The organism is Sodalis sp. RH19, from assembly GCF_047324215.1.
GTDB lineage: Bacteria > Pseudomonadota > Gammaproteobacteria > Enterobacterales > Enterobacteriaceae > Acerihabitans.
Window position 1 is genome coordinate 2,245,684 of the sequence record NZ_CP178734.1, and the last position, 22,556, is coordinate 2,268,239.

The 22,556-nt window shown below is 58.0% G+C and carries 22 protein-coding genes and 1 pseudogene; 18 read left to right on the plus strand and 5 right to left on the minus strand.

Features of this window, described 5'->3' with window-relative positions:
- Positions 1-104: 104 nt before the first annotated feature.
- Positions 105-4,043 carry a trifunctional transcriptional regulator/proline dehydrogenase/L-glutamate gamma-semialdehyde dehydrogenase gene (putA, locus tag ACL2XF_RS10065; RefSeq protein ID WP_413728528.1) on the plus strand — a complete coding sequence of 1,313 codons (3,939 nt, stop codon included), beginning with the start codon at positions 105-107 and terminating at the stop codon, positions 4,041-4,043.
- 63 nt (positions 4,044-4,106) lie between these two features.
- On the opposite strand, the gene fliZ is transcribed toward putA, so the two are convergent.
- The 3 genes from fliZ to ACL2XF_RS10080 form a co-directional block, all read right to left on the minus strand.
- Positions 4,107-4,616, minus strand: a complete 510-nt coding sequence (fliZ, locus tag ACL2XF_RS10070; protein ID WP_410015374.1) for a flagella biosynthesis regulatory protein FliZ — start codon at positions 4,614-4,616, stop codon at positions 4,107-4,109.
- Positions 4,617-4,751: 135 nt separating this feature from the next.
- The gene (locus ACL2XF_RS10075) at positions 4,752-5,474 is read right to left on the minus strand and encodes an RNA polymerase sigma factor FliA (RefSeq protein WP_410016563.1); all 723 of its coding nucleotides are present in this window, start codon (positions 5,472-5,474) and stop codon (positions 4,752-4,754) included.
- 242 nt (positions 5,475-5,716) lie between these two features.
- Positions 5,717-7,246 (minus strand): flagellin, encoded by a 1,530-nt coding sequence (locus ACL2XF_RS10080; RefSeq protein ID WP_410015375.1) that lies wholly within the window; start codon positions 7,244-7,246, stop codon positions 5,717-5,719.
- A gap of 280 nt (positions 7,247-7,526) precedes the next feature.
- Here ACL2XF_RS10080 and fliD point away from each other — a divergent pair, with 280 nt between their 5' ends.
- The 5 genes from fliD (at position 7,527) to ACL2XF_RS10105 (ending at position 10,579) form a co-directional block, all read left to right on the plus strand.
- The gene (gene fliD / locus ACL2XF_RS10085) at positions 7,527-8,954 is read left to right on the plus strand and encodes a flagellar filament capping protein FliD (RefSeq protein ID WP_410015376.1); all 1,428 of its coding nucleotides are present in this window, start codon (positions 7,527-7,529) and stop codon (positions 8,952-8,954) included.
- Positions 8,955-8,993: 39 nt separating this feature from the next.
- Positions 8,994-9,383, plus strand: a complete 390-nt coding sequence (fliS, locus tag ACL2XF_RS10090) for a flagellar export chaperone FliS (protein WP_410015377.1) — start codon at positions 8,994-8,996, stop codon at positions 9,381-9,383.
- Positions 9,384-9,524: 141 nt separating this feature from the next.
- Positions 9,525-9,899, plus strand: a complete 375-nt coding sequence (gene fliT / locus ACL2XF_RS10095; RefSeq protein ID WP_410015378.1) for a flagellar protein FliT — start codon at positions 9,525-9,527, stop codon at positions 9,897-9,899.
- 119 nt (positions 9,900-10,018) lie between these two features.
- Positions 10,019-10,273 (plus strand): CsbD family protein, encoded by a 255-nt coding sequence (locus tag ACL2XF_RS10100; RefSeq protein WP_410015379.1) that lies wholly within the window; start codon positions 10,019-10,021, stop codon positions 10,271-10,273.
- 144 nt (positions 10,274-10,417) lie between these two features.
- Positions 10,418-10,579, plus strand: coding sequence for a YnfU family zinc-binding protein (locus ACL2XF_RS10105; protein WP_410015380.1), 162 nt, complete (start codon positions 10,418-10,420; stop codon positions 10,577-10,579).
- Between the two features lie 29 nt (positions 10,580-10,608).
- Here ACL2XF_RS10105 and ACL2XF_RS10110 read toward each other — a convergent pair whose 3' ends face one another.
- Positions 10,609-10,812 carry a hypothetical protein gene (locus ACL2XF_RS10110; RefSeq protein WP_410015381.1) on the minus strand — a complete coding sequence of 68 codons (204 nt, stop codon included), beginning with the start codon at positions 10,810-10,812 and terminating at the stop codon, positions 10,609-10,611.
- A gap of 518 nt (positions 10,813-11,330) precedes the next feature.
- On the opposite strand from ACL2XF_RS10110, the gene ACL2XF_RS10115 reads away from it, so the two are divergent.
- Both ACL2XF_RS10115 and lysM read left to right on the plus strand, forming a co-directional pair.
- Entirely contained in the window at positions 11,331-11,765 is a 435-nt protein-coding gene (locus ACL2XF_RS10115) for a hypothetical protein (RefSeq protein WP_410015382.1), read from the plus strand.
- A gap of 438 nt (positions 11,766-12,203) precedes the next feature.
- The gene (gene lysM / locus ACL2XF_RS10120; RefSeq protein WP_410015384.1) at positions 12,204-12,641 is read left to right on the plus strand and encodes a peptidoglycan-binding protein LysM; all 438 of its coding nucleotides are present in this window, start codon (positions 12,204-12,206) and stop codon (positions 12,639-12,641) included.
- Between the two features lie 264 nt (positions 12,642-12,905).
- Here the strand turns inward: lysM and fliE are convergent, their stop codons facing one another.
- Positions 12,906-13,217, minus strand: coding sequence for a flagellar hook-basal body complex protein FliE (gene fliE / locus ACL2XF_RS10125; protein WP_410015385.1), 312 nt, complete (start codon positions 13,215-13,217; stop codon positions 12,906-12,908).
- Positions 13,218-13,451: 234 nt separating this feature from the next.
- Here fliE and fliF point away from each other — a divergent pair, with 234 nt between their 5' ends.
- The 10 genes and pseudogenes from fliF to fliO form a co-directional block, all read left to right on the plus strand.
- On the plus strand, positions 13,452-15,173 hold the full coding sequence (gene fliF / locus ACL2XF_RS10130) for a flagellar basal-body MS-ring/collar protein FliF (RefSeq protein WP_410015386.1): 1,722 nt from the start codon (positions 13,452-13,454) through the stop codon (positions 15,171-15,173).
- Positions 15,170-16,162 (plus strand): flagellar motor switch protein FliG, encoded by a 993-nt coding sequence (gene fliG, locus ACL2XF_RS10135; RefSeq protein ID WP_410015387.1) that lies wholly within the window; start codon positions 15,170-15,172, stop codon positions 16,160-16,162. Before fliF ends, fliG begins: the two co-directional genes overlap by 4 nt.
- On the plus strand, positions 16,155-16,844 hold the full coding sequence (fliH, locus tag ACL2XF_RS10140; protein ID WP_410015388.1) for a flagellar assembly protein FliH: 690 nt from the start codon (positions 16,155-16,157) through the stop codon (positions 16,842-16,844). Before fliG ends, fliH begins: the two co-directional genes overlap by 8 nt.
- Entirely contained in the window at positions 16,844-18,205 is a 1,362-nt protein-coding gene (fliI, locus tag ACL2XF_RS10145; protein WP_410015389.1) for a flagellar protein export ATPase FliI, read from the plus strand. The genes fliH and fliI overlap by 1 nt, the downstream gene beginning before the upstream one ends.
- An 18-nt stretch (positions 18,206-18,223) precedes the next feature.
- Entirely contained in the window at positions 18,224-18,667 is a 444-nt protein-coding gene (gene fliJ, locus ACL2XF_RS10150) for a flagellar export protein FliJ (RefSeq protein WP_410015390.1), read from the plus strand.
- Positions 18,664-20,118 (plus strand): flagellar hook-length control protein FliK, encoded by a 1,455-nt coding sequence (locus ACL2XF_RS10155; RefSeq protein WP_413728529.1) that lies wholly within the window; start codon positions 18,664-18,666, stop codon positions 20,116-20,118. The genes fliJ and ACL2XF_RS10155 overlap by 4 nt, the downstream gene beginning before the upstream one ends.
- A 149-nt stretch (positions 20,119-20,267) precedes the next feature.
- Complete coding sequence (fliL, locus tag ACL2XF_RS10160) at positions 20,268-20,747, plus strand: flagellar basal body-associated protein FliL (RefSeq protein ID WP_410015392.1); 480 nt, start codon at positions 20,268-20,270, stop codon at positions 20,745-20,747.
- Positions 20,748-20,752: 5 nt separating this feature from the next.
- A complete protein-coding gene (gene fliM, locus ACL2XF_RS10165) occupies positions 20,753-21,754 on the plus strand; it encodes a flagellar motor switch protein FliM (protein ID WP_410015393.1) in 1,002 nt (333 codons plus the stop codon).
- On the plus strand, positions 21,747-22,166 hold the full coding sequence (gene fliN / locus ACL2XF_RS10170; RefSeq protein WP_410015394.1) for a flagellar motor switch protein FliN: 420 nt from the start codon (positions 21,747-21,749) through the stop codon (positions 22,164-22,166). Before fliM ends, fliN begins: the two co-directional genes overlap by 8 nt.
- Positions 22,167-22,532 (plus strand): annotated as a pseudogene (gene fliO / locus ACL2XF_RS10175) (flagellar biosynthetic protein FliO); the annotation flags it as partial.
- Positions 22,533-22,556 lie beyond the last annotated feature (24 nt).

Sequence of the window (22,556 nt, forward strand, 5' to 3'; positions counted from 1 at the left end):
GATTGCAACCTTATTAACTATAAGTTAATTGTTTATTAACCCGGTTGCACTTAGTTGCAACATTGGCGATAGTGATATCTCACATGCTCGCCGGGGATACAGCGATGGTAACCACTACGATGGGGGTAAAGCTTGACGATGCCGCCAGGGAAAGGATTAAGAACGCGGCGCGGCTGATTGATCGCACTCCGCATTGGTTGATTAAGCAAGCTATCTTCCATTACCTGGATGAGCTGGATAAGGGTCATGCCCCTGGGCAAGACGCCGCGTCCATGCCCGGGGACAACGACCCGGCGGAGCCGCCGGCAATAGAAACGCGCCAGCCATTTCTGGAGTTCGCCGAACAGGTATTGCCGCAATCGGTATTGCGCGCCGCCGTCACCGCCGCAGGGCGACGTCCGGAAACCGAAGCCGTGCCGTTGCTGATTGAACAGGCGCGCCATCCCGCCGCCGCGGCGCAGATAAGCCAATTAGCCCGCCGCCTGACCGAAACGCTGCGCCAGCAGCACAGCGCCGGCGGCCGCGCCGGCATGGTGCAAGGATTTCTGCAGGAATTTTCCCTGTCGTCGCAAGAAGGGGTGGCGTTAATGTGCCTGGCGGAGGCGCTGCTGCGCGTACCGGATAAGGCCACCCGCGATGCGCTGATCCGCGATAAAATCAGCCGCGGCAATTGGCAGCCCCATATTGGCCGCAGCCGGTCGGTATTTGTCAATGCCGCCACCTGGGGACTGCTGTTTACCGGCCGTCTGGTGGCCACCCATAACGAGGGCAGCCTGTCGCGCTCCCTGAACCGTATTATCGGTAAAAGCGGCGAGCCGTTGATCCGCAAAGGCGTGGATATGGCCATGCGCCTGATGGGCGAACAATTCGTCACCGGCGAGAATATCGGCCAGGCGCTGGCCAATGCCCGCCGGCTGGAACAGCGCGGTTACCGCTATTCCTATGATATGCTGGGCGAAGCCGCCCTGACCGAGGATGATGCCCAGGCCTACCTGCTTTCTTATCAGCAGGCCATCCATGCCATCGGCAAGGCCTCCAACGGCCGCGGCATCTATGAAGGACCGGGCATTTCCATCAAGCTTTCCGCCCTGCATCCGCGCTATGCCCGTTCTCAATACGCGCGGGTGATGGACGAACTCTATCCCCGGCTGCTGGCGTTAACCCTGCTGGCGCGCCAATATGATATCGGCATTAATATCGATGCCGAAGAATCGGACCGCCTGGAGCTATCCCTGGATTTATTGACCCGACTGTGTTTTGAACCGGCGCTCGCCGGCTGGAACGGCATTGGTTTTGTCATCCAGGCTTACCAAAAACGCTGCCCGTTTGTTATCGACGAGCTGATAGACCTGGCGCAGCGCAGCCAACGGCGCCTGATGATCCGTTTGGTGAAAGGGGCGTATTGGGACAGCGAAATCAAACGCGCCCAGGTGGAGGGACTGGAAGGGTATCCGGTCTATACCCGTAAGGTATATACCGACGTCGCCTACCTTGCCTGCGCGCGCAAGCTGCTGGCGGTGCCGCATCATATTTACCCGCAGTTCGCCACCCATAACGCCCAGACGCTGGCGGCCATCTATCATTTCGCCGGGCAGAACTATTATCCTGGCCAATACGAATTTCAATGTCTGCACGGTATGGGCGAGCCGCTGTATGACCAGGTGGTGGGACCGGTGGCCGACGGCAGGCTGAACCGCCCTTGCCGCATCTATGCCCCGGTGGGTACCCATGAAACCCTGCTGGCTTATCTGGTGCGCCGGTTGCTGGAAAACGGCGCCAATACCTCATTTGTTAACCGTATTGCCGACAGCGCCCTATCCCTGGATCACCTGATTGCCGATCCGGTGGACGAGGCGCTGGCCATCGGCGAACGGGAAGGCGGCGTTGGCCTGCCGCACCCGCTGATTCCCCTGCCCCGTCGGCTGTACGGTCCGTTACGGCTTAATTCGGCCGGGATCGATCTGGCCAATGAACATCGTCTCGCCTCGCTCTCCAGCGCCTTGCTCAACAGCGCCAACCTGCACTGGCGCGCCCACGCCGGCGATAGCACGTCACGCGACGGCGAGTTATGGCATGCGGTGCTTAACCCGGCCGACGCGCGCGATAATGTCGGGGAATGCCGCGACGCCACCGAAGACGACGTCGAGCGGGCCATTGCCTGCGCGGATCACCACGGCGCGATATGGTCGGCCACGCCCTGCGCCGAACGAACCGCGGTTTTAAACCATGCCGCGGATCTGTTGGAACAGCGTATGCCCACCCTTATCGGCCTGCTGATACGCGAGGCCGGTAAAAGCTTTGCCAACGCCATCGCCGAAGTGCGCGAGGCCGTCGATTTCCTGCGCTACTATGCCGGCCAGATCCGGGAATTCGATCGCGACGGCTGCCGTCCGCTGGGGCCGGTGGCCTGTATCAGCCCCTGGAACTTCCCCTTGGCCATCTTTACCGGCCAGGTGGCGGCGGCGCTGGCCGCAGGCAACAGCGTGCTGGCAAAGCCCGCCGAACAAACGCCGCTGGTGGCCGCGCAGGCCATCGGCATCCTGCTGGAAGCGGGCGTGCCGCCCGGCGTACTGCATTTCCTGCCGGGCGACGGCGAGACCGTCGGCGCGCGGCTGGTGGGCGACCATCGGGTGCGCGGCGTGATGTTTACCGGGTCCACCGCCGTCGCCCGACTGATACAGGCGACGCTCGCCCAACGGCTGGACCCGCTGGGACGTCCGGTGCCGCTGGTGGCGGAAACCGGCGGGATTAACGCCATGATCGTTGACTCTTCCGCTTTAACGGAACAGGTGGTGAACGATGTCATCGCCTCCGCGTTCGACAGCGCCGGGCAACGGTGTTCGGCGCTGCGTTTATTATGTATTCAGGAAGAGGTGGCCGAACGCACTCTGCGCATGCTGCGCGGCGCCATGGCGCAGTGCAGCGTCGGCGATCCGCAATGGCTTGCCACCGACATCGGTCCGGTGATTGACGCCCAGGCCCGGCAGGCTATAGAGGAACATATCGCCGCCATGCGCGAAGCCGGCCACCCGGTATGGCAGGGCGCCCATAACGACGGCGCCGGACGGCAATCCCTGGGCGCCGGTACCTTTGTCATGCCCACGCTGATTGAGCTGGACAGCGTGGCGCAGCTGGATAAGGAAGTGTTCGGTCCGGTCCTGCACGTGGTCCGCTACCGCAGCCGCGACCTGAACACCTTGCTTGAGCAGATTAACGCCGGCGGGTATGGCCTGACCCTGGGCCTGCATACCCGCATTGATGAAACCATAAACCGGGTAATGGAACAGGCGCGGGTAGGCAACTGTTATGTCAACCGCAATATGGTCGGCGCCGTGGTCGGCGTGCAGCCCTTCGGCGGGGAAGGACTCTCCGGCACCGGGCCCAAAGCCGGCGGCCCGCTGTATCTTTATCGCCTGTTATCCCAACGGCTGCCCGAGGCACGGCCCGACGCGCTGCGCGCCGGGGACGCGACCGGCAGCCCGTGCGCGCCGCGGCCGGCTTATGACGCCCTGATGATATGGGCCGGGGAGAATATGCCGGCGGAGAAGGTGCGCGCGCTCAGGCGCTTTGGCGAGCTGTCATTGGCCGGCACGGTCAGGATGCTCACAGGCCCGACCGGCGAGCAGAACAGCTACCGCTTATTGCCGCGCGCACGCGTATTGTGCCTGGCCGAAGACAATAATGACCGGCTAACGCAACTGGCGGCGGTGTTAAGCGTCGGGTCCCAGGCGCTGTGGCAGGACGGGCCGGAGACCCGCGTGCTGTATGACGGTCTGCCGGAGGCGGCGCAGGCGCGCATTGTCCTGCACGATGATTGGCTCAAGGCGGCGGATCCGTTTGACGCCGTGCTGTTCCATGGCGACTCGGACCGGCTGCTGGCGCTCTGCGGCACGCTCGCGCGGCGGCCCGGCCCCATTATCCAGGTGCATGGCTACGCGCGCGGCGAGACGGCGATTTTACTGGAACGCTTATTAGTGGAACGGTCGGTCAGCATTAATACCGCCGCCGCGGGCGGCAACGCCAGCCTGATGACCATCGGCTAAACCTTTATCCCCCGTCCGCCGCCATGGTATAGGCATGGCGTGGACGGGCAACCGGCCTGGCTTTTAAAAATTACGCTGCCAATTGAGGTACTGATCGTATTTACGCAGGGCGATGCGGTAATTGCTTTGGCCTGCGTCCGGAACGTCCTCAATAAGCATTTGCGGGCCACTGGGGCGCTCGAATTTATCATGGGGATAATTCCTGGCCGCCAATATTTCATCAAGGCGCCGCAGGCGTACCACATATTCACGAATAGTACTGTGACTCATCGCCGTCTGTTCAAATAAATACTGCTTGAACGCTTTGATATCGAAATAGTTGGCTTCACTATTGCAAGAAATCACGCTGCAAAACCGGCACAGCGCCGTCAGCTCTTTATTCAGGCTTTGCCAGACGAGATCGTCGATAAGCTGGTCCATACCGGCGATGGCTTCTTTATTGATAATCTGCCCGCGAAACACCAATGTCATACGATCCAACGGCTTGCCGCACTGGCAGCAATGGGTTTGACAGTGCTTGAAATCTTTCAGGTAACGGCTCAAGGGCCGTTTTTTACCCACTTTGGCTAACATGTCGTTTTCCCTAGCGCTAAGAATAGGGCTTTCAATAGCGCATTGGACTTGCGCTATGGAAAGCTAATTAATATGTTTTAATATCTCTATCAGCGTGCTTAACAACGGGGAATTTATTATTCCCCTACCCGGCCGCTAATGATCGTTATTCAGGCGCGCGCGCAAACGTTTAATCGCCTGGCTATGCAATTGACTTACCCGTGATTCACCCACCTCCAGCACCGCGCCAATTTCCTTCAGGTTCAATTCCTCCTGGTAATACAGCACCAGGACCATTTTTTCCCTTTCCGGCAAACCGTCGATGGCCTCAATGACCCTTTCACGCAAATTGTTCTCCATTAATATCTGGAGCGGATTCGCGTCTTCGTGTCCCGGCATTAGATTATCGGCACTGTCGCCGTGATCTTCACACCATTCGTCATAAGAAAAGAGCTGACTGTTGTTGGTGTCGAGCAATATCTGCCGGTATTCCCCAAGCGTAATATTGAGCGTCTGGGCGACTTCCTGTTCAGTGGCAACCCGCCCCAGCTGCTGTTCGGCCTGATGAATGGCCTGCGCCACCTCCCGCGCATGGCGCCGCACGCTCCTGGGCACCCAGTCCCTGCTGCGCAGCTCATCAAGCATGGCGCCGCGAATGCGCTGCACCGCGTAGGTGGTAAAGGTCGTGCCCTGCAGGCAGTCGTACCGTTCCACCGCGCTCAACAGGCCTATCCCCCCCGCCTGCAGCAGATCGTCGAGTTCCACGCTTGCCGGAAGCCGCACCTGCAGACGCAAGGCCTCGTGACGGACCAACGGAATATAGCGTTGCCATAGGGACTGTTTATCTATTACGCCCGTGGCAGTATACAGATCGCTCACCATGACTATCCTACATTGATCCTCTTATCGATGTTATTATCCGGTTAGCCGGCACGATCAATCGGCTGAATAGTCGCTTAAATACCCCTCTATTTATATCCTGCCGGATCGAACGCAATTTACTTTATATAAACAGTGGCTTATCTTCGTCCGCGGCGGTATTTATTTCACATTGGCCATGATATAGCGAAAAAAAACCCCGCCTGGGCGGGGTTTTTACGCATTACAATGCGATGAACAAATTATTGCAGCAGTTTCAGCACGGTCTGCGGAACCTGGTTAGCCTGGGCCAGAACCGAGGTACCGGCCTGTTGCAGGATCTGCGCCTTGCTCATGTTGGACACTTCCGTCGCGTAGTCGGCATCCTGGATACGGGATTGCGCTTCGCTCAGGTTGCTGTTGGTGCTGGCCAGGTTGTTGATAGTGGAGTCAAAACGGTTTTCCACCGCACCCAGCTTGGAGCGCAGGGTATCAACGGTGGACAGCGCGCTGTCCAGGGCTTTCAACGGATCGGTGGTGGCGACGGCCAGCGATTTGCTTGAATCGTAAGCGGCGCTGGTAATCTTGCCGTCATCATCAGTAGTGACGTCAGCGGCGTAATACTTAACTTTATCAGCCGTGGTGCCGTCTGTCGTATCTTTGATAAAGTAATGGTTATTTTTATCTTGAACAATACTGACATTGGCCGAATCAATTTTCGAGTCTTTATTGGTATCGGTGGCAACGGAAACTGCAGCGGTAGTCGCAGCTTCAACCTTCGCGGTTAATACGCCAGAGCCGTCGACAGAAACGGTGGCGGCATAACTTTTACCTGCGGAAGTCACGACGGAGTAATTGCCCTTGGCGTCTGCAACCAGGGTACCGGCACCGATATTGGTCGCGTCGGCGTTACCGGCGGCATCCACGGTGGCAGCCAGTGAGGTGTAGGCAGCGGTGCTGCCGGCGGTTACGGTATTGACGGTTTTACCGGTCAAGTCGGTGTTAGTCACACCGGCGCCTACGGTAGCCGTTAATTTACCGGTTTTATCAATTGTGGTGGTGGCTTTATAAGCCTTGCCGTCATCACCTTCGATATAATAATCGGTACCGTCGGAAATTACCTTGGTGCTGGCGCCGATGGCTGCCTTGACAGGTGCATCAGCACCGGTCGCATCAGCGGCGGTCGCAGTAAGTGCGACGGTGCCCGTGGCAGCAACAGCGGTACCGGTTGACAAGGCGGCGGCGGACGTGGTGCCGTTCGGGCCGTTAACATTAAAGGTATTCAGTGTCAGCGTGGTGGAATCAATTTTTTGCAGATCGATATTGATCACTTCACCATCGTTGGAACCCACCTGGATTGACAGGGTTTTATTCTGGCTCAACACTTTCACGCCGTTGAAGTCGGTTTGCTGGGAGATACGGTCGACTTCAGAGAGGCGCTGCGTGACTTCGTCCTGGATGGACTGCAGGTCGCTGGCGGAGTTGGTGCCGGTTTGCGACTGCACGGTCAGGGTACGAATGGCCTGCAGGTTGGTATTGATTTCGTCCAGCGCGCCTTCAGTGGTCTGCGCCAGGGAGATACCGTCATTGGCATTACGCGACGCCTGGGTCAGGCCGTTGATATTGGAAGTGAAACGGTTGGAGATCGCCTGACCGGCGGCATCATCTTTAGCGCTGTTGATGCGCAGGCCTGATGACAGACGTTCGATAGCGGTACTCAGTTTGGACTGAGACTTGTTCAGGTTGTTCTGAGCCAGCAGGGAAATGCTGTTAGTATTGATAACTTGAGCCATGGTATATTCCTTTGAAATCATGCATCAGGACTGAGTAATTAATTCGGGCATCAATACGAGTAAGTGTTAATGGCCGTCCCACAAGGTATCGGCGAGCCGTCGGTAACCTTTAATGAAAAATGCAAATTTCGCCCTACCATTCCCCGCAAGACCTTAATAGCCGGAATTAACCCCCTTCTTTTCCCCTCTACCCCCCATGACGCTGCAAAAATCGCGGTAAACTTCTTGCCGCCGGTGCCGATAACCGCTTCGCCTACCGCGTAATTATCAGGAGAGCAACATGACCAACATCAGTTCACTCGGCGTCGGGTCCAACCTGGACCTAAGCACCCTGCTGGATACGTTAACCACCGACGAAAACAAGCGGTTAACACCGATAACCAACAAGCAGACCAATATCAATGCCAAAGTGGCGGCCTACAGTACGCTGCAAACCGCGCTGGAAACCTTTAATACCGCCACCAAGGCCCTGTCCGATAACACGCTTTATACTAAAAAAGTGACCAGCACCACCGATGGGTTTACCTCGACGGCGGGCGACACGGCGGCCAGCGGCAGCTATAGCATTAAGGTTACCCAACTGGCGACGGCGCAGTCGCTGGCCACCAAACAAGTGTTTACCGATACCACCTCGCTTATCGGCGCCAGCAGCACCACCCGTAGCCTCAGCATTCAGGTGGGCAGCGGCAAGGCCGTGGCCATTCCCCTGACCGACGCGCAAACCACACTCGGCGGAGTGCGCGACGCCATTAATAAGGCCAACGCCGGCGTCACCGCCAGTATCGTCCAGTCCGGGGACAGCGGTTACCAGCTGGTCGTCACGTCCAACACCACCGGTACCTCATCCAATGTCACCATGAGCGTCACCGGCGACGCTACCCTGAACGGCATCCTGGGCTACGACAGCAACGGCACCGACGCCGATAAAACCGCCGCCGGCATGAATGCCGCCGTGACGGCTCAGAACGCCAAGCTAACGCTGAACGGTATCGCCGTCGAACGCAGCAGCAACACCATTACCGACGTGCCCCAGGGCGTTACCCTGACCCTGACGGCGGAAAATACCACCGCACAGAACCTGATAGTGCGCCAGAGCGCCACCGATTCAACCAAAGCCGTCGAGGATTGGGTCTCGGCGTATAACACCCTGCAAACCACCTTTACCACGCTAACAAAATATACCCCCGTAACGGCCGGCACTGCGCCGGACGCCAGCAATGGGGTTCTGTTAAGCGACAGTGTTTTAACGTCGGTAAAAAATCAGTTGCGCAGCGTGCTGGGCGCGGGCCAGAGCAACGACGGCATCAAGGCGTTAAGCCAGGTCGGCATCACGCTGAATAAAGACGGCACCCTGGCCACCGATGAGGCCAAACTGGTCAAAAACCTGGCGGACAATCCATCGCAGGTGGCGGGCTTTTTCGCCGGCGACGGCAAAACCACCGGAATGGCGACCCAAATGTCGTCCATTGTCACCTCGTTCACCGAGGACAGCGGCACCATCAGTGATACCAAGGACAGCCTGGCCGACGTGCTGACCGGACTGAACAAGCAGTACACCCAGGTTCAGACCAGCATCACCAATAATATTGCCCGCTATAAAAAACAGTTTACCCAACTGGACGTGCTGGTTTCGTCGCTGAACAATACCGCGACGTATTTAACCCAGCAGTTTGATGCCATTTCTAACATATCATCCAGCAGCAACTGATTGCCGCGGGCGTAAATTTCTGGGAGAAGGATAGTAACAATGTACGGTTCACATGCGTATGCCGTCGTGGGCTTGCAGAGCAGCGTCATGAGCGCCAGCCCGCATAAGCTTATCACCTTGTTATTTGACGGGGCGCTCAGCGCCCTGGCGAAAGCGGACATCTTCATGGCGCAGGGCAATATCGCCGCCAAAGGCAATGCACTGTCCAAAGCGATTGAGATTATTGATAACGGACTGAAAATGGGTCTGGATATGGAAAACGGCGGCGAACTGAGCCATAACCTGGCCGGTCTGTATGATTACTTCTGCCGACAGCTTATCCAGGTCAATCTGCATAACGATCGCGACCTGCTGCAGGAAATCCGTCTGATGCTCACCGGGATCGCCGATGCCTGGAAGCATATTTCCCCGGGCGGCCCGCAACCTTAATGAGGAATATTCTGATTATCAGATTCATGTTTCGTTTCTAATAATGGTTATCCCGACACGTCAGGGTGTGTGATAAAAATAGCTAGGAAATGAGCAGAATTAACCCAATTTATATGTCCGATACCTACTAGGATAGCCATAATGGATGCTTGCCCTTCTCTTTTAGCCCATTATCAGCAAATTCTTGCGCTAAGCGAAAATATGTTGTCGATGGCCCGTCAGTCAGAATGGGATGCCTTGGTCTATATTGAAGAAAAATATGTTCAGGCGGTGGCCAAGATCGCCGAACTGAATTCTTTGTTGGAAAATCCACTTTCCACCGTTATCCAGGATAATATTGCCTTGGTATTACAGCAGTTGCTGAAAAATGAACATGAAGTAAATCAATTGCTTCAATCACGCCTTGATCAGTTGAAAGAGCTCATCGGCCAGTCAAACCGTCAGCAATCCATTAACTCGGCCTACCATAAGTTTTCCGATCGGGCGTCGATGCTGCCGGGTGAGATAAAAAAATAACCGCCTGCGACGATATCAGGCGGGAATCATCCTAAAAAATGCGTCCAGGCCCACGTGGGAGGCAAAATTGTCATTTTCGCCTATATTTACAGGGTGAACACTCAATAAGGATGATAACAATGTTTGATAGAGCCAAAGATAAAGCGGAAGAAATTGCGGGCAAGGGCCAGGAAGAATTCGGCCGTGCTACCGGGGACAACGCGCTCCATCTGGAAGGGAAACTGCGTAAACGCGCCGCGCAGGCGTCTTACAGCGTGAACGACTGTATTGATCAGATTAAAGAAAAAACCGTCAATGATCCGATTCCGGCGCTGCTGATTGCCAGCGGCGTGGGTTTCCTGCTGGCTAAAATTTTAGGCCATCGCCGTCATTGATTCTGCCCGGTTGGCGCCGGGCGACGGCGTGTCCCACATGCGGTTGCCCGGTGTCGCGGTAAGCCCGCGGTTGTAAAAGCAGCAAGAGCTATACGGGTGGCGAAGTGTTATCATCATCGTCTCTTTATAGCCGCGGCGATTATTATGTCTATCCTTGATGCGCTTAAGGCGTTCGGCAGTACTTCAGTTAAAGTCACGTGCCCGGAATGCGGCAACGCAACCCAGCAACCCGCCCAAAAAGTACGCAAAAACATCACGTTAGTTTGTCCCAAATGCGGTCACTATTTTTTGCCGAAAGACAAATAGGCTTTGCCCTATTGAGAAATTCGCCCGCGCTATACCGCGAGCAACCCTATCGCCACGCCGATAAAAAAACGCCGGGTTTCGTCGCTTTCCCGCTCCTGCTCGGCGGCCAGGTACGCCATGATGGCGGCCGGATGAATCTTGGCGCCGCGCCGGTGGAGCGCCAGGCTGGCCTGGCCTATCAACAGACTTACCGTATCATGGGTGTGCCGCAACGCCTCTGCGGGTATTGTCATCGCCGTCTCCTATTTTCTCTTTATCATTTTGCCGGCGTAATGTTGCAGAAAAATGAACAGGGAATGGAAAGCGGCGCAGGGGATATGACGGCACACAACGGCGCCAGGCGAATAGAGTCATGATGGATAAAATCCGTTTTTTGGCCTGTCTGCGTATAAGTACGTTTTTTCAGCAAAATTTCTTAACAAAATCTATGCCGATCGCTTTAATCGTTTTCGTAGCAGCTCCCTTCAACGTGCTACGAAAGGCATATTGCCCCTTCTCTTCCATGCAGGAATCATTACCACCAATACAACGTTAACCCACGGAGCGACCGCCTGGGCCGTCATTGACATGCGCATGCGCGCGTAGAACGCAGAGTGCCTGCATTGACGCCATGAACAGAGCCTATTTATCTTAAAGACAACAATCCCCCGGTAAACCGACGTAATGGCCTCCCAATCTGGTTTAGCCAGTTATTCTCGTAACCTTTTTATTCTGGTTGCCGATAAGCTATTAAACGAATAAGGGGAAATATATGAATTACGTATTTATTACTTTGCTGGGTTTACTTGGGTGTTGTTATGTTTGGTCTTGGTTGACCATCGGGAGTTACGGCCGTTTCAGATACACGAATAAGCGCAAAAAAGATGTTGGTTTGCATTTAATTCCTTGCAAGACGCCAAGGAATCGCGCTAAATCAGCAGCGATTTATAGCTCTTTGCGTAGTATTTTGAAAAAGCTCAAGGCCGACGGTTATGAGACCGTTTCTTTTGAGTCGCATCTCCTTGATCAGCGTGGAACAGATATCATTCAAAAAATCGTCACTCAAGAACATATTTCAATACTTTCAATATCCTACAGAAAGACACCGCTATGGCGGAAAGTTGTGATTCCCTACATCACATTTATTTTCAGAGCTAAGCGCGTGAAGATAAATAAAATGAGTGGGAAAATTGTCATCAAGTTGTGATACCTGATTCAGCCGCCCTGGGGCGACGTTTCAATGTAATATTGTAAGGAGTGGATCAATGTTATTAATTTCCTCATCGGCATGGAACGGGCAGAGCGGCTGGGCAGATGCAATCATGCCGCATTGGCCCTCTAGGGCGTTGCAACGGATAAAAAATAAGCATCATTTACCGCAACAGTTACCCCGGCTATGGCACTGCGGTCATAGGGTATAGGCACATTAGCACTCAGTTTGTCTGAATCCTCGACCGTGCTGCCACTATCAATCAGCACGCTCACACCTCGGCGCCCTTTTAACTGAGGAACGCCTGACGGCGCGGCGATAGATTATTGTCCAATGTCCGGGCGCTGGGCTTTAGGATGCAAAATCGGATATTTAAACTAATATTAATATTCCAAGGGGCAATATCAGTTTTCAACACAAGCAAAGGAGTTAATCATGAGCCTTTTCAGTTTTGTCAAAGAAGCAGGCGAAAAATTATGGGATGCCGTCAGTAATAGTGATGATGCGAACAAGAAACTGCAAGAACACATCAGCAAGCTGGGATTACCAGGCAGTGATAAAGTTGAGGTCAAAGTCAACGGTGATACGGTTACAGCTACCGGTGCCGGGATTTCACAAGAGCTTAAAGAAAAAATTCTTATCGCTGCTGGCAATGTTGCCGGGATCACGAAAGTGGAAGACAACGTTACCGCGGTCGATAACGTCCCCCAATCGGAACTCTATACCGTCAAGAAAGGCGATACATTAAGCGCCATCTCAAAGCAGGTTTACGGGACTCCCAACGAGTACAACAAAATTTTCGCAGCCAATAAACCCATGCTCTCCCACCCCGATAAAATCTACCCCGGTCAGGTTTTGCGTATTCCAAAATAACCGGCTGCGTGGCTAACCGTTATATTCGGGGCAACCCTAACGCCATGACCTGAGAGCAGGAAACCGCCAGGCCCTCTTTTGAGGGATGAATTTATCCGGGTTCTTTAGTTCGTTGAACCCGCATTGCCTGTTGTACTCGCCCCCATTGACCGCCATACACGCGCGGGACAACACGTCATCTGACATTATCGTTCTTTGCCCCACCCATGCCCCATGGAGAAACAGCGTGAGGGAATGGACATTACTATCAGTACGTCAGTGCCCCTACACGGACATGTTCATGATGTCCTGATAGGCCGCCACCATTTTATTTCTCACCTGGACGGCGGTTTGCAACGAAATGGAAGATTTTTGCATATCCACCATCACATCATTGAGTCCTAAAGCCGAATTGCCGGTGGCGAAGGCTTCCGACTGGACGCGAACCTGGTTTTGCGTATCGCTGGTTTTATCCAGCGCAGCGCTGAGCATGCCGGCAAAACCGCCGCCGGACTCGGGGGCTTCGCTAACGCCGCCCGCAGCCCTGGCGGCCTGCTGCAGTTGTTGAACCGCTGATTCAATCCCCTGAATAGCCATGACGTTTCCTCAATTTTAACGTTGGCTGCTACCTTAGCAGAACCCTTGGCGGCCTAAGGCGCTAAATAACGCTAAAACACCCGGTTATTTCAGCCATCGATTGTGTTGCTAAAGGCAAATAATGGCATCCACATTTATATGATGACCGCCGGCTATGCCCGTTAAGCACCGCAGGGAGAGTGATTTGTTATCAGCGATTAAGCAATACCGTTCAACTCATGGCGGAATGATGCGATGAGTACGGTTAAAAACGGTTCTACCGGACAGGGCAAGAATCCGTTCATGCCGATGCTGGAGCGGCTGCGCAGCCATCCTAAAATATCCGCGGCAATTGCCGCCGCCGCGATGATAGCGGTTGTGGTGGTACTGGCACTATGGGCAAAAAGCCCCGATTATCGGGTGCTGTACAGTAATCTCGGCGATCGCGACGGCGGCGATATCGTCGCGCAGCTGACGCAGATGAATATCCCCTACCGTTTTACCGAACAGGGCACCGCCGTGCTGGTGCCGAGCGAGTCGGTGCATGAAACCCGCCTGAAACTGGCCAGCCTCGGCCTGCCGAAGGGCGGCTCGGTGGGCTTCGAGCTGCTTGATCAAGAAAAATTCGGCATCAGCCAGTTCAGCGAGCAGATCAATTACCAGCGGGCGCTGGAAGGCGAGCTGGCGCGCACCATCGAAACCCTGGGACCGGTACAGTCGGCGCGGGTGCATTTGGCGCTGCCTAAGCCGTCGCTGTTTGTGCGTGAACAGAAAAACCCCTCCGCGTCGGTGACCCTGAACCTGCAGCCGGGCCGCGCGCTGGATGACGGCCAGGTTAACGCCATCGTCTATATGATCTCCAGCAGCGTGGCCGGTTTGCCGCCGGCAAGCGTCACGGTATTGGATCAGCAGGGGCATCTGTTGACCCAAGCCGACGCCAACGGCCGCGCGCTGAACGCGACCCAGCTGAAATTCAACAATGAGCTGGAAAACCGCTACCAGCGCCGCATCGAAACCATTCTGGCGCCGGTGGTGGGCAGCGCCAACGTGCATGCCCAGGTGACGGCGCAAATCGATTTCGACAGCCACGAACAGACCGAGGAACAGTATCAGCCGAACGGGCGCGACGATAACTCGGCCATTCGCTCCAAACAGGTGGCGCAAAGCGAGCAATTGGGCGGTTCGCCGTTGGGCGGCGTGCCCGGCGCGTTATCCAACCAACCGGCCCCCACCGCCGTGGCCCCCATTGATAAGCCGCCGGTGGCCAATACTAACGGCCAGACTACCGCGCCTGGCGCCCGCGCCGGCGTCAGCGGGCAAAACGCCGCCCAGTCCAAGGCCACCGCCACACCGTCCAATACCCGGCATGATGAAACCATCAATTATGAGCTGGATCATAAGGTAGTGCATGTAAAACGCAGCGAGGGTAACTTGCAGCGTCTATCAGTGGCGGTGGTGGTCAACTACCTGCCCGGCGAGGCCGGTAAGCCCGGCACGCCGCTTACGCCGGACCAGATCAAGCAGATTGAGGATTTAACCCGCGAGGCGATGGGGTTCTCCGCCGATCGCGGCGATAGTCTTAACGTGGTGAATACGCCGTTTGTCACCACCGAAGACAATGGCGGCGTGCTGCCGTTCTGGCAGCAGGCGTCCTTCTTCGACAGCCTGTTGACCGCGGGACGCTGGCTGCTGGTGCTGCTGGTGGCATGGATCCTATGGCGTAAGCTGGTTAAACCGCTGCTTCGGGTTAAACCCGAGGCGCCGGTGAAGGCGGCGGGCGCAGGCGCGACGGCGTCGGCAGCCCCCGCCGCCGAGGATGTGGTGGTCAGGCTCAGCCGCGATCAGCAAGAAGATCAGAAACGGGCGCAGCAGCGGGAAAACACCGAGGCGCGTACCCAACGAATCCGCGATATGACGGATCAGGATCCCCGTATCGTGGCGTTAGTTATCCGCCAATGGATGAGCAGCGAACAATGAGCATGACCGGAACCGAAAAAAGCGCCGTGTTATTGATGACCCTGGGCGAAGACCGGGCGGCGGAGGTTTTCAAACATCTGTCGGCCCGGGAAGTGCAGCAGTTGAGCAGCGCCATGGCCAATATGCACCAGACCTCACATCAGGAACTGCTGGAGGTGCTGAAAGAGTTCGAAGCCGAGTCCGAGCAGTATGCCGCGCTCAGCGTGAATGCCGGCGATTTCCTGCGCACGGTGCTTATCAAGGCGCTCGGCGAGGAACGCGCCTCCAGCCTGCTGGAGGATATCCTCGAAACCCGCGAAACCACCACCGGCATGGAAACCCTCAACTTTATGGAGCCGCAGAATGCGGCGGATTTAATCCATGAAGAGCATCCACAGATTATCGCCACCATTCTGGTCCACCTGCGGCGCTCGCAGGCCGCCGATATCCTGGCGTTGTTTGACGAAAAACTGCGCAACGACGTCATGCTGCGTATCGCCACCTTCGGCGGCGTGCAGCCGGCCGCGCTGGCGGAGTTGACCGAGGTACTGAACGGCCTGCTGGACGGCCAGAACCTGAAACGCAGCAAAATGGGCGGCGTGCGCACCGCGGCCGAGATTATCAACCTGATGAAAACGCAGCAGGAAGAATCCGTCATAGAAGCGGTACGCGGCTACGACCACGAACTGGCGCAAAAAATCATCGACGAAATGTTCCTGTTCGAAAATCTGGTGGACGTGGACGACCGCAGCATCCAGCGGTTGTTGCAAGAAGTGGAATCGGAGTCCCTGCTGATTGCCCTGAAAAATGCCCAGCCGCCGTTGCGCGAGAAGTTCCTGCGCAATATGCCGCAGCGCTCGGCCGAGATCCTGCGCGACGATCTGGCCACCCGCGGCCCGGTACGTATGTCGCAGGTAGAGAACGAACAAAAGGCGATTTTGCTGATTGTCCGCCGCCTGGCGGAAAGCGGCGAAATGGCGATCGGTGGCGGAGAGGATACGTATGTCTGATGCATTTAACCACTTACCCTGGCGCCCTTGGGCATTAAACGACCTGGCAAGTCCGGTGCCGGCGGACATGCTGCCGATCGCACTGGACGCCCAGGCGGACGATACGCAGATCCAGCAGGCGGCAATCAACGCCCTGCGCAACCAGGCCAAACAGGAAGCGCACCGCAGCGGTTACGCGGAAGGCGTTAAACAGGGGCAGCAGGAAGGTTACCAGGCCGGGCTGCGCGCCGGGCAAGAGGAGGGCCTGCTGCAGATACAGCGCGACCAGCAGCCCGCCGTCGCGCAAATGCAAATGCTGGTCAACGAGTTCCAGCATTCCCTTGACTCCCTTGACACCGTGGTGGCCGAACGGCTCGCACAGCTGGCGCTGACCGCCGCCCGCCAGGTGTTGGGCCAGGAGCCGGCCGGCGGCGGCGACGCCATGCTGCGCCTTATCCAGCGTTTACTGCAGCAGGAGCCGCTCCTGAGCGGCAAACCGCAGCTGCGCGTGCATCCGGCACAGGTGGCGCTGGTGGAACAGCATCTGGGCGCGACACTGAAACTGCACGGCTGGCGGCTGATCCCCGACGACGAACTGCATCCCGGCGGCTGTAAAGTCACCTCGCCGGAGGGCGATATTGACGCCAGTCTCGCCACCCGCTGGCATGAACTATGCCGCCTGGCCGCGCCGGGAGACGTCTAATGGCCACCCGTCTGGGCCGCTGGTTGGACGCCATGGATACGCTGGAGCAACGTTTGTCCGCCACGCCGCAGATCAGGCATTACGGCAGGCTGACCCGCGCTACCGGCCTGATTATGGAAGCCACCGGCCTGCAGTTGCCTCTGGGCGCGCCCTGCCTGATTGAGCGCCAGGGCGACGCCGGCATGGTCGAGGAAATCGACTGCGAGGTCGTTGGCTTCAACGGCGATAAGCTGTTCCTGATGCCGCTTGAGGAAGTGGAAGGCATTGTGCCGGGCGCGCGCGTCTATGCGCGCCGGCGCGCAGACGGCCAGAACGGCAAGCAGCTGCCGCTCGGCACCGCCCTGCTTGGCCGCGTGCTGGACGGCAGCGGCAAGCCGCTGGACGGATTGCCGCTGCCGGATACCGGCTACCGCGCGTCATTGAACACTGCGCCGGTCAATCCGCTGCAGCGCACGCCGATTTACGATGTGCTCGACGTCGGCGTGCGCACCATCAATGCCCTGCTTACCGTCGGGCGCGGTCAGCGTATGGGGCTTTTTGCCGGCTCCGGCGTAGGTAAAAGTGTACTGCTGGGCATGATGGCGCGTTATACCCAGGCCGATGTGATCGTGGTGGGGCTTATCGGCGAGCGCGGACGCGAAGTGAAGGATTTTATCGACAATATCCTGGGCCGGGAGGGCCTGGCGCGCTCGGTGGTTATCGCCGCCCCGGCGGACGTGTCGCCCCTGCTGCGCATGCAGGGCGCCTCCTACGCCACCCGCATCGCCGAGGATTTCCGCGATCGCGGCAGCCATGTCCTGCTGATCATGGATTCCCTGACCCGCTACGCCATGGCGCAGCGTGAAATCGCCCTCGCGGTCGGCGAGCCGCCGGCCACCAAAGGGTATCCCCCGTCGGTGTTCGCGCGCCTGCCCGCGCTGGTGGAGCGCGCCGGCAACGGTATCAGCGGCGGCGGCTCCATTACCGCCTTCTATACCGTGCTGACCGAGGGCGACGACCAGCAGGATCCCATCGCCGACGCCGCGCGCGCCATACTTGACGGCCATATCGTGCTATCGCGCCAGCTGGCCGAGGCCGGCCATTATCCGGCCATCGACATCGAGGCCTCCATTAGCCGCGCCATGACCGCCATCGTGCCCGCGGCGCAGGAAACGCTGGTCAGGCAGTTTAAGCAACTGCTGTCGCGTTACCAGCGCAACCGGGATTTAATCAGCGTCGGCGCCTACGCCGCCGGCAGCGACGTGCAGCTCGATCGCGCCATCGCGCTTTATCCGGCCATCGAGGCTTTTTTACAGCAGGACATGCATCAGCGTTGCGAATATCTGTCGGCCTGCGAGCAATTGCAGGGATTATTCAGTTAAGCCGGTTAACGAGGATCAATGAAAAGTAATGCACCGCTGGACGTTTTGCGCGAACGGGCAAAAGAAGAACTGGACAAGGCGGCGATCCGCCTGGGGCAAATCCGCCAATCCCATCAACTGGCCCGTAAACAGCTGGAGCAGCTACAGGAATATGAACGGGAATACCGGCAGAAACTACAGCGCGGCATGACCGAAGGCATGGCTTCGGCCAGCTGGTACAACTATCAGCAGTTTATCATCACGCTGGAAACCGCCATCGAACAGCACCGCACCCTGCTGGAACAATGGAGCCTGCGGCTGCAGCAGGCGGTTCAGGTCTGGCAGAACAAACATCAGCGCCTTAACGCATTGGTGACGTTGCATACGCGTCATCAACAGCTTCAGCTGGCGCATGATAACCGCCAGGATCAAAAACGAATGGATGAGTTCGCCCAACGGGCGTGCGCGAGGAAACACTCATGATAGTCGCAGTCAGTGACATTGCTTCCATGCAGGATACGGCCGGCGGCAACGGCGCTAAAAACACCGGCAACGCCGCCCCGGATTTCAGCGCCATGCTGAGCGGCAAGGTTAACGACCGCCAGCGGCCGGCGCCGGCAGCCGACGCCGGCAGCGCCCAGGCCGACGCCGCAGAGGACGCTCCCGTCGCGACCACGGCCGAACCGGCACGTCCCGACCTGCTGGCGGAAAAGCTGGCGGCCAAGCTGACCGGCGATGTCCCGGCCGGCGCCGTGAACGAGACGTTGCCGCCATCCGCCGGCGATACCGCCACCGCGCCAGCCGCCATGCCGGCGGCGACGGCACAGGAAGCGGACCCGGTCCTTACCAGCGACGCCGCCGCCCTGATGGCGTTGCTGGCATTGACCCGCCCGACGGTTGCTGACACGTCCGTGGCCGCCGCCGGCGTCACCGCTAATACCGATAGCGCCGCTGCCGCCTTGAGCGCCGCTGCCGCCCAGAACAGCGACATGGCCGTGGCGACGGTGCCACTGGCCCAGGCCGAAAACGCCGCCGCCCTGAGCGTCGGGACGAATAACGCCGCCGCCACGGCGGACAACGCGCAGAATACCGTTATCACCCCGGACGACGCCGCCGCGACGCCGCCGTTGACGTCGCCGGCAGCCCTGGTGGCGGGTTTCGTTTCCGCCAAGACCGTCGACGCCACGGCGCCTGAGTTGAAAACCGTCTCCGCCGCCACGGCGACCAAGGGCAAGCCATCGCCCGTCGCCGATGCGGGATTACCGCCGCCGGCCGCCACCGCCGCGACCGGCTCGCCGGTCAATCCGGCGATCGCCGCCGGCACCGATAGCGCTAACGAAGGGACCGACCCGGCGGCCGTCACTGCCCTGCTCCTGAAAAAAACCACCGGCGTCCTGTCCGACGTTTCCATGCCTGGCGCCACGGCGCCGGTCACACCTACGCTGAGCGCCGCCGATGCGGCCGTCACCACCCCCGCAGCACCTGCCCCCGCGCTTATCAGCGCCCAGCTTGGCAGCGACGAATGGCGCCAGGCCATCGGCCAGCAGGTATTGATGCAGTTGCGCAACGGCCAGCAGAACGCCGAGCTGCGTTTACACCCGGACAATCTGGGCGCCCTGCAGATCAGCCTGCGCATGGACGGCAACAACCAGGCGCAAATCCATCTGGCCTCGGGACATAGCCAGGTGCGTTCCGCCCTGGAAGACGCCCTGCCGCAGCTGCGCGCCTCCCTGGCGGAAAGCGGTATCCATCTGGGCCAGAGCAGCGTCGGCAGCGATGCCACGCCCAATTGGGGCGGCGCCGGGCAAGAGGCCGCAGGCAATGCCCGCGCGGCATCGGGATTCACCATTGACGCCGTCGCCGGGAACGCCAGCGGCGTTGTTGCGCCCGCGACCACCGGCCGTCGCGCCGCCGGCATAGATACCTTCGCCTGATGCTGCAAACGGGCAAGTTAAGGCAAATTACCGCGCCTATTCGCGCTATTGAATTACGCGGGAGACGGGATAATTACCGTCAATAACCGGCATTTTACGGCAGTCGCCATGGAAAAATGCCGTCACGCTTACAGGAATACCTAATCGTTATGTCACAAAATGTGCTTCCTTCGGCTCGGAAAAAATCAAAATGGCTGATGGCCCTGGTGGTCATTGCCCTGGCTGCTGGCAGCGCGGCGGGTTACCTTTGGTGGCAGCATCGCCTGCCCGGTCAGACAGCTTTGGAGGCCCCGGCGCCCGTGGCGCCGATACCGATATTTTTATCGCTGGACACGTTCACCGTTAACCTGGTCAATCCGGCCAACGATCCCGATCGCGTGCTCTACATCGGCCTGACGCTGCGCCTGCCCGACGAACCCACGCGCAAGGCGATGATTGATTTTATGCCGACGGTACGCAGCCGCATGCTGCTGCTGCTGTCCCGCCAGGACGCGGAGGCGCTGGCAAATGATAAGGGTAAACAGCAGTTGGTCGAGCAGATTAAATTGACTTTGAGTGAACCCTTGGTGGCGGGCCAGCCTCGGCCCGTTGTGAATGATGTCCTTTTCACTGCCTTTATCCTGCGCTGAACATCATGGGCGATAGCATATTATCCCAGGCCGAAATCGATGCGCTGCTCAATGGCGACGACGGTGAACAGCAGCCGGTCAGCGCGGGTATTGAAAACGATGTCAAACCCTATAATCCCAATACCCAGCGGCGGGTGGTGCGCGAACGGCTGCAGGCGCTGGAAATCATCAACGAACGTTTTGCGCGTTCGTTTCGCATGGGATTATTTAACCTGTTGCGGCGCAGCCCGGATATTACCGTCGGCGCCATCAAGATCCAGCCTTATCATGATTTCGCCCGTAACCTGCCGGTGCCCACCAATCTGAACCTTATCCACCTCAAACCGCTGCGCGGCACCGCCCTGCTGGTGTTTTCGCCCAGCCTGGTGTTTATCGCGGTCGATAACCTGTTCGGCGGCGACGGCCGTTTTCCCATCAAGGTCGAGGGCCGGGAATTCACCCATACCGAGCAGCGGGTGATCCGCCGCATGCTGAAACTGGCGCTGGACGGCTATGAAGACGCCTGGAACGCCATCTATAAGCTGCATGTGGAATACGTGCGCGCCGAAATGCAGGTGAAATTCACCAATATCACCACTTCGCCTAACGATATCGTGGTCACCACGCCGTTTCATGTGGAAATCGGCTCGATGGTGGGCGAATTCTATATCTGCATTCCGTTTTCCATGATTGAACCGTTACGGGAACTGCTGACCAATCCGCCGCTCGAATATTCCCGGGTGGAAGACCAGGGATGGCGGGAAAACCTGGTGAAGCAGGTCCAGCATACGCAGTTGGAGCTGGTGGCGAATTTTGCCGAGGTCTCGCTGCGGTTGTCGGAAATCCTCAAACTGGCGCCCGGCGACGTGCTGCCAATCGATAAACCCGATTACCTGATTTCCCATGTGGACGGCGTGCCGGTGCTGACCAGTACCTACGGTACCCTGAACGGTCAGTACGCGCTCAGCGTAAAACAACTTATTAACCCCGTATTGAACTCCCTTAATGAGGAACAGCCCGATGAGTGACCCTAAGAATCCGTCCGGCGCAGATACGCCGTCCGCCGACGATCTGTGGGCGGAGGCATTCGACGAGCAGCAGTCCGCCGGCAAGGAATCACCGGCATCCACCGACGGTATTTTCCACCAGTTGACCGCCGAGGATAATGCCGGCCCCTTGCAGGATATCGATATGATTATGGATATCCCGGTCAAGCTTACCGTTGAGCTGGGACGGACCAAAATGACCATCAAGGAACTGCTGCGGCTGTCGCAGGGCTCGGTGGTGGCGCTGGACGGCCTGGCCGGCGAGCCGCTGGATATTTTGATCAACGGCTATCTGATTGCCCAGGGCGAGGTCGTGGTGGTGGCGGATAAATACGGCGTGCGCATTACCGATATCATTACGCCCTCCGAACGCATGCGCCGGTTGAGCCGCTAAATGACCGCCGCCCAGCCCCTCGTCACGGCCCACGCCTCGCCTCCCGCCGCCCATGAATTTAACGGCGCGGGCGCCCTTACCCAGGTAGCGGGCGCCTTGGGCGCCATCCTGCTGGTTATCCTCCTCGGCGCCTGGGTGGTGCGTAAGCTGGGCCTGGCGCCCGCGGCAAGGCAATCGCAACGGCTGAAAATACTGGCCAGCTGCTCCCTGGGCCAGCGTGAGCGCGTGGTGATGGTGGAGGTCGAGGGCACCTGGCTGGTGCTGGGGGTTACCGCGCAGCAGATTACACCGCTGCATACCCTGCCCGCGCCGCCCGACGCCACGGACAACGGCGTTGCGCCGCCGGACTTTCGCCAGCGGCTGCGCCAGGTGATGCAAAGGACTGGGAAC

Coding starts and splice junctions, on each gene's coding strand:
- putA (WP_413728528.1), top strand. CDS start 105: ATGGTAACCACTACGATGGGGGTAAAGCTTGACGATGCCGCCAGGGAA.
- fliZ (WP_410015374.1), bottom strand. CDS start 4,616: ATGTTAGCCAAAGTGGGTAAAAAACGGCCCTTGAGCCGTTACCTGAAA.
- ACL2XF_RS10080 (WP_410015375.1), bottom strand. CDS start 7,246: ATGGCTCAAGTTATCAATACTAACAGCATTTCCCTGCTGGCTCAGAAC.
- fliD (WP_410015376.1), top strand. CDS start 7,527: ATGACCAACATCAGTTCACTCGGCGTCGGGTCCAACCTGGACCTAAGC.
- fliS (WP_410015377.1), top strand. CDS start 8,994: ATGTACGGTTCACATGCGTATGCCGTCGTGGGCTTGCAGAGCAGCGTC.
- fliT (WP_410015378.1), top strand. CDS start 9,525: ATGGATGCTTGCCCTTCTCTTTTAGCCCATTATCAGCAAATTCTTGCG.
- ACL2XF_RS10100 (WP_410015379.1), top strand. CDS start 10,019: ATGTTTGATAGAGCCAAAGATAAAGCGGAAGAAATTGCGGGCAAGGGC.
- ACL2XF_RS10105 (WP_410015380.1), top strand. CDS start 10,418: ATGTCTATCCTTGATGCGCTTAAGGCGTTCGGCAGTACTTCAGTTAAA.
- ACL2XF_RS10110 (WP_410015381.1), bottom strand. CDS start 10,812: ATGACAATACCCGCAGAGGCGTTGCGGCACACCCATGATACGGTAAGT.
- ACL2XF_RS10115 (WP_410015382.1), top strand. CDS start 11,331: ATGAATTACGTATTTATTACTTTGCTGGGTTTACTTGGGTGTTGTTAT.
- lysM (WP_410015384.1), top strand. CDS start 12,204: ATGAGCCTTTTCAGTTTTGTCAAAGAAGCAGGCGAAAAATTATGGGAT.
- fliE (WP_410015385.1), bottom strand. CDS start 13,217: ATGGCTATTCAGGGGATTGAATCAGCGGTTCAACAACTGCAGCAGGCC.
- fliF (WP_410015386.1), top strand. CDS start 13,452: ATGAGTACGGTTAAAAACGGTTCTACCGGACAGGGCAAGAATCCGTTC.
- fliG (WP_410015387.1), top strand. CDS start 15,170: ATGAGCATGACCGGAACCGAAAAAAGCGCCGTGTTATTGATGACCCTG.
- fliH (WP_410015388.1), top strand. CDS start 16,155: ATGTCTGATGCATTTAACCACTTACCCTGGCGCCCTTGGGCATTAAAC.
- fliI (WP_410015389.1), top strand. CDS start 16,844: ATGGCCACCCGTCTGGGCCGCTGGTTGGACGCCATGGATACGCTGGAG.
- fliJ (WP_410015390.1), top strand. CDS start 18,224: ATGAAAAGTAATGCACCGCTGGACGTTTTGCGCGAACGGGCAAAAGAA.
- ACL2XF_RS10155 (WP_413728529.1), top strand. CDS start 18,664: ATGATAGTCGCAGTCAGTGACATTGCTTCCATGCAGGATACGGCCGGC.
- fliL (WP_410015392.1), top strand. CDS start 20,268: ATGTCACAAAATGTGCTTCCTTCGGCTCGGAAAAAATCAAAATGGCTG.
- fliM (WP_410015393.1), top strand. CDS start 20,753: ATGGGCGATAGCATATTATCCCAGGCCGAAATCGATGCGCTGCTCAAT.
- fliN (WP_410015394.1), top strand. CDS start 21,747: ATGAGTGACCCTAAGAATCCGTCCGGCGCAGATACGCCGTCCGCCGAC.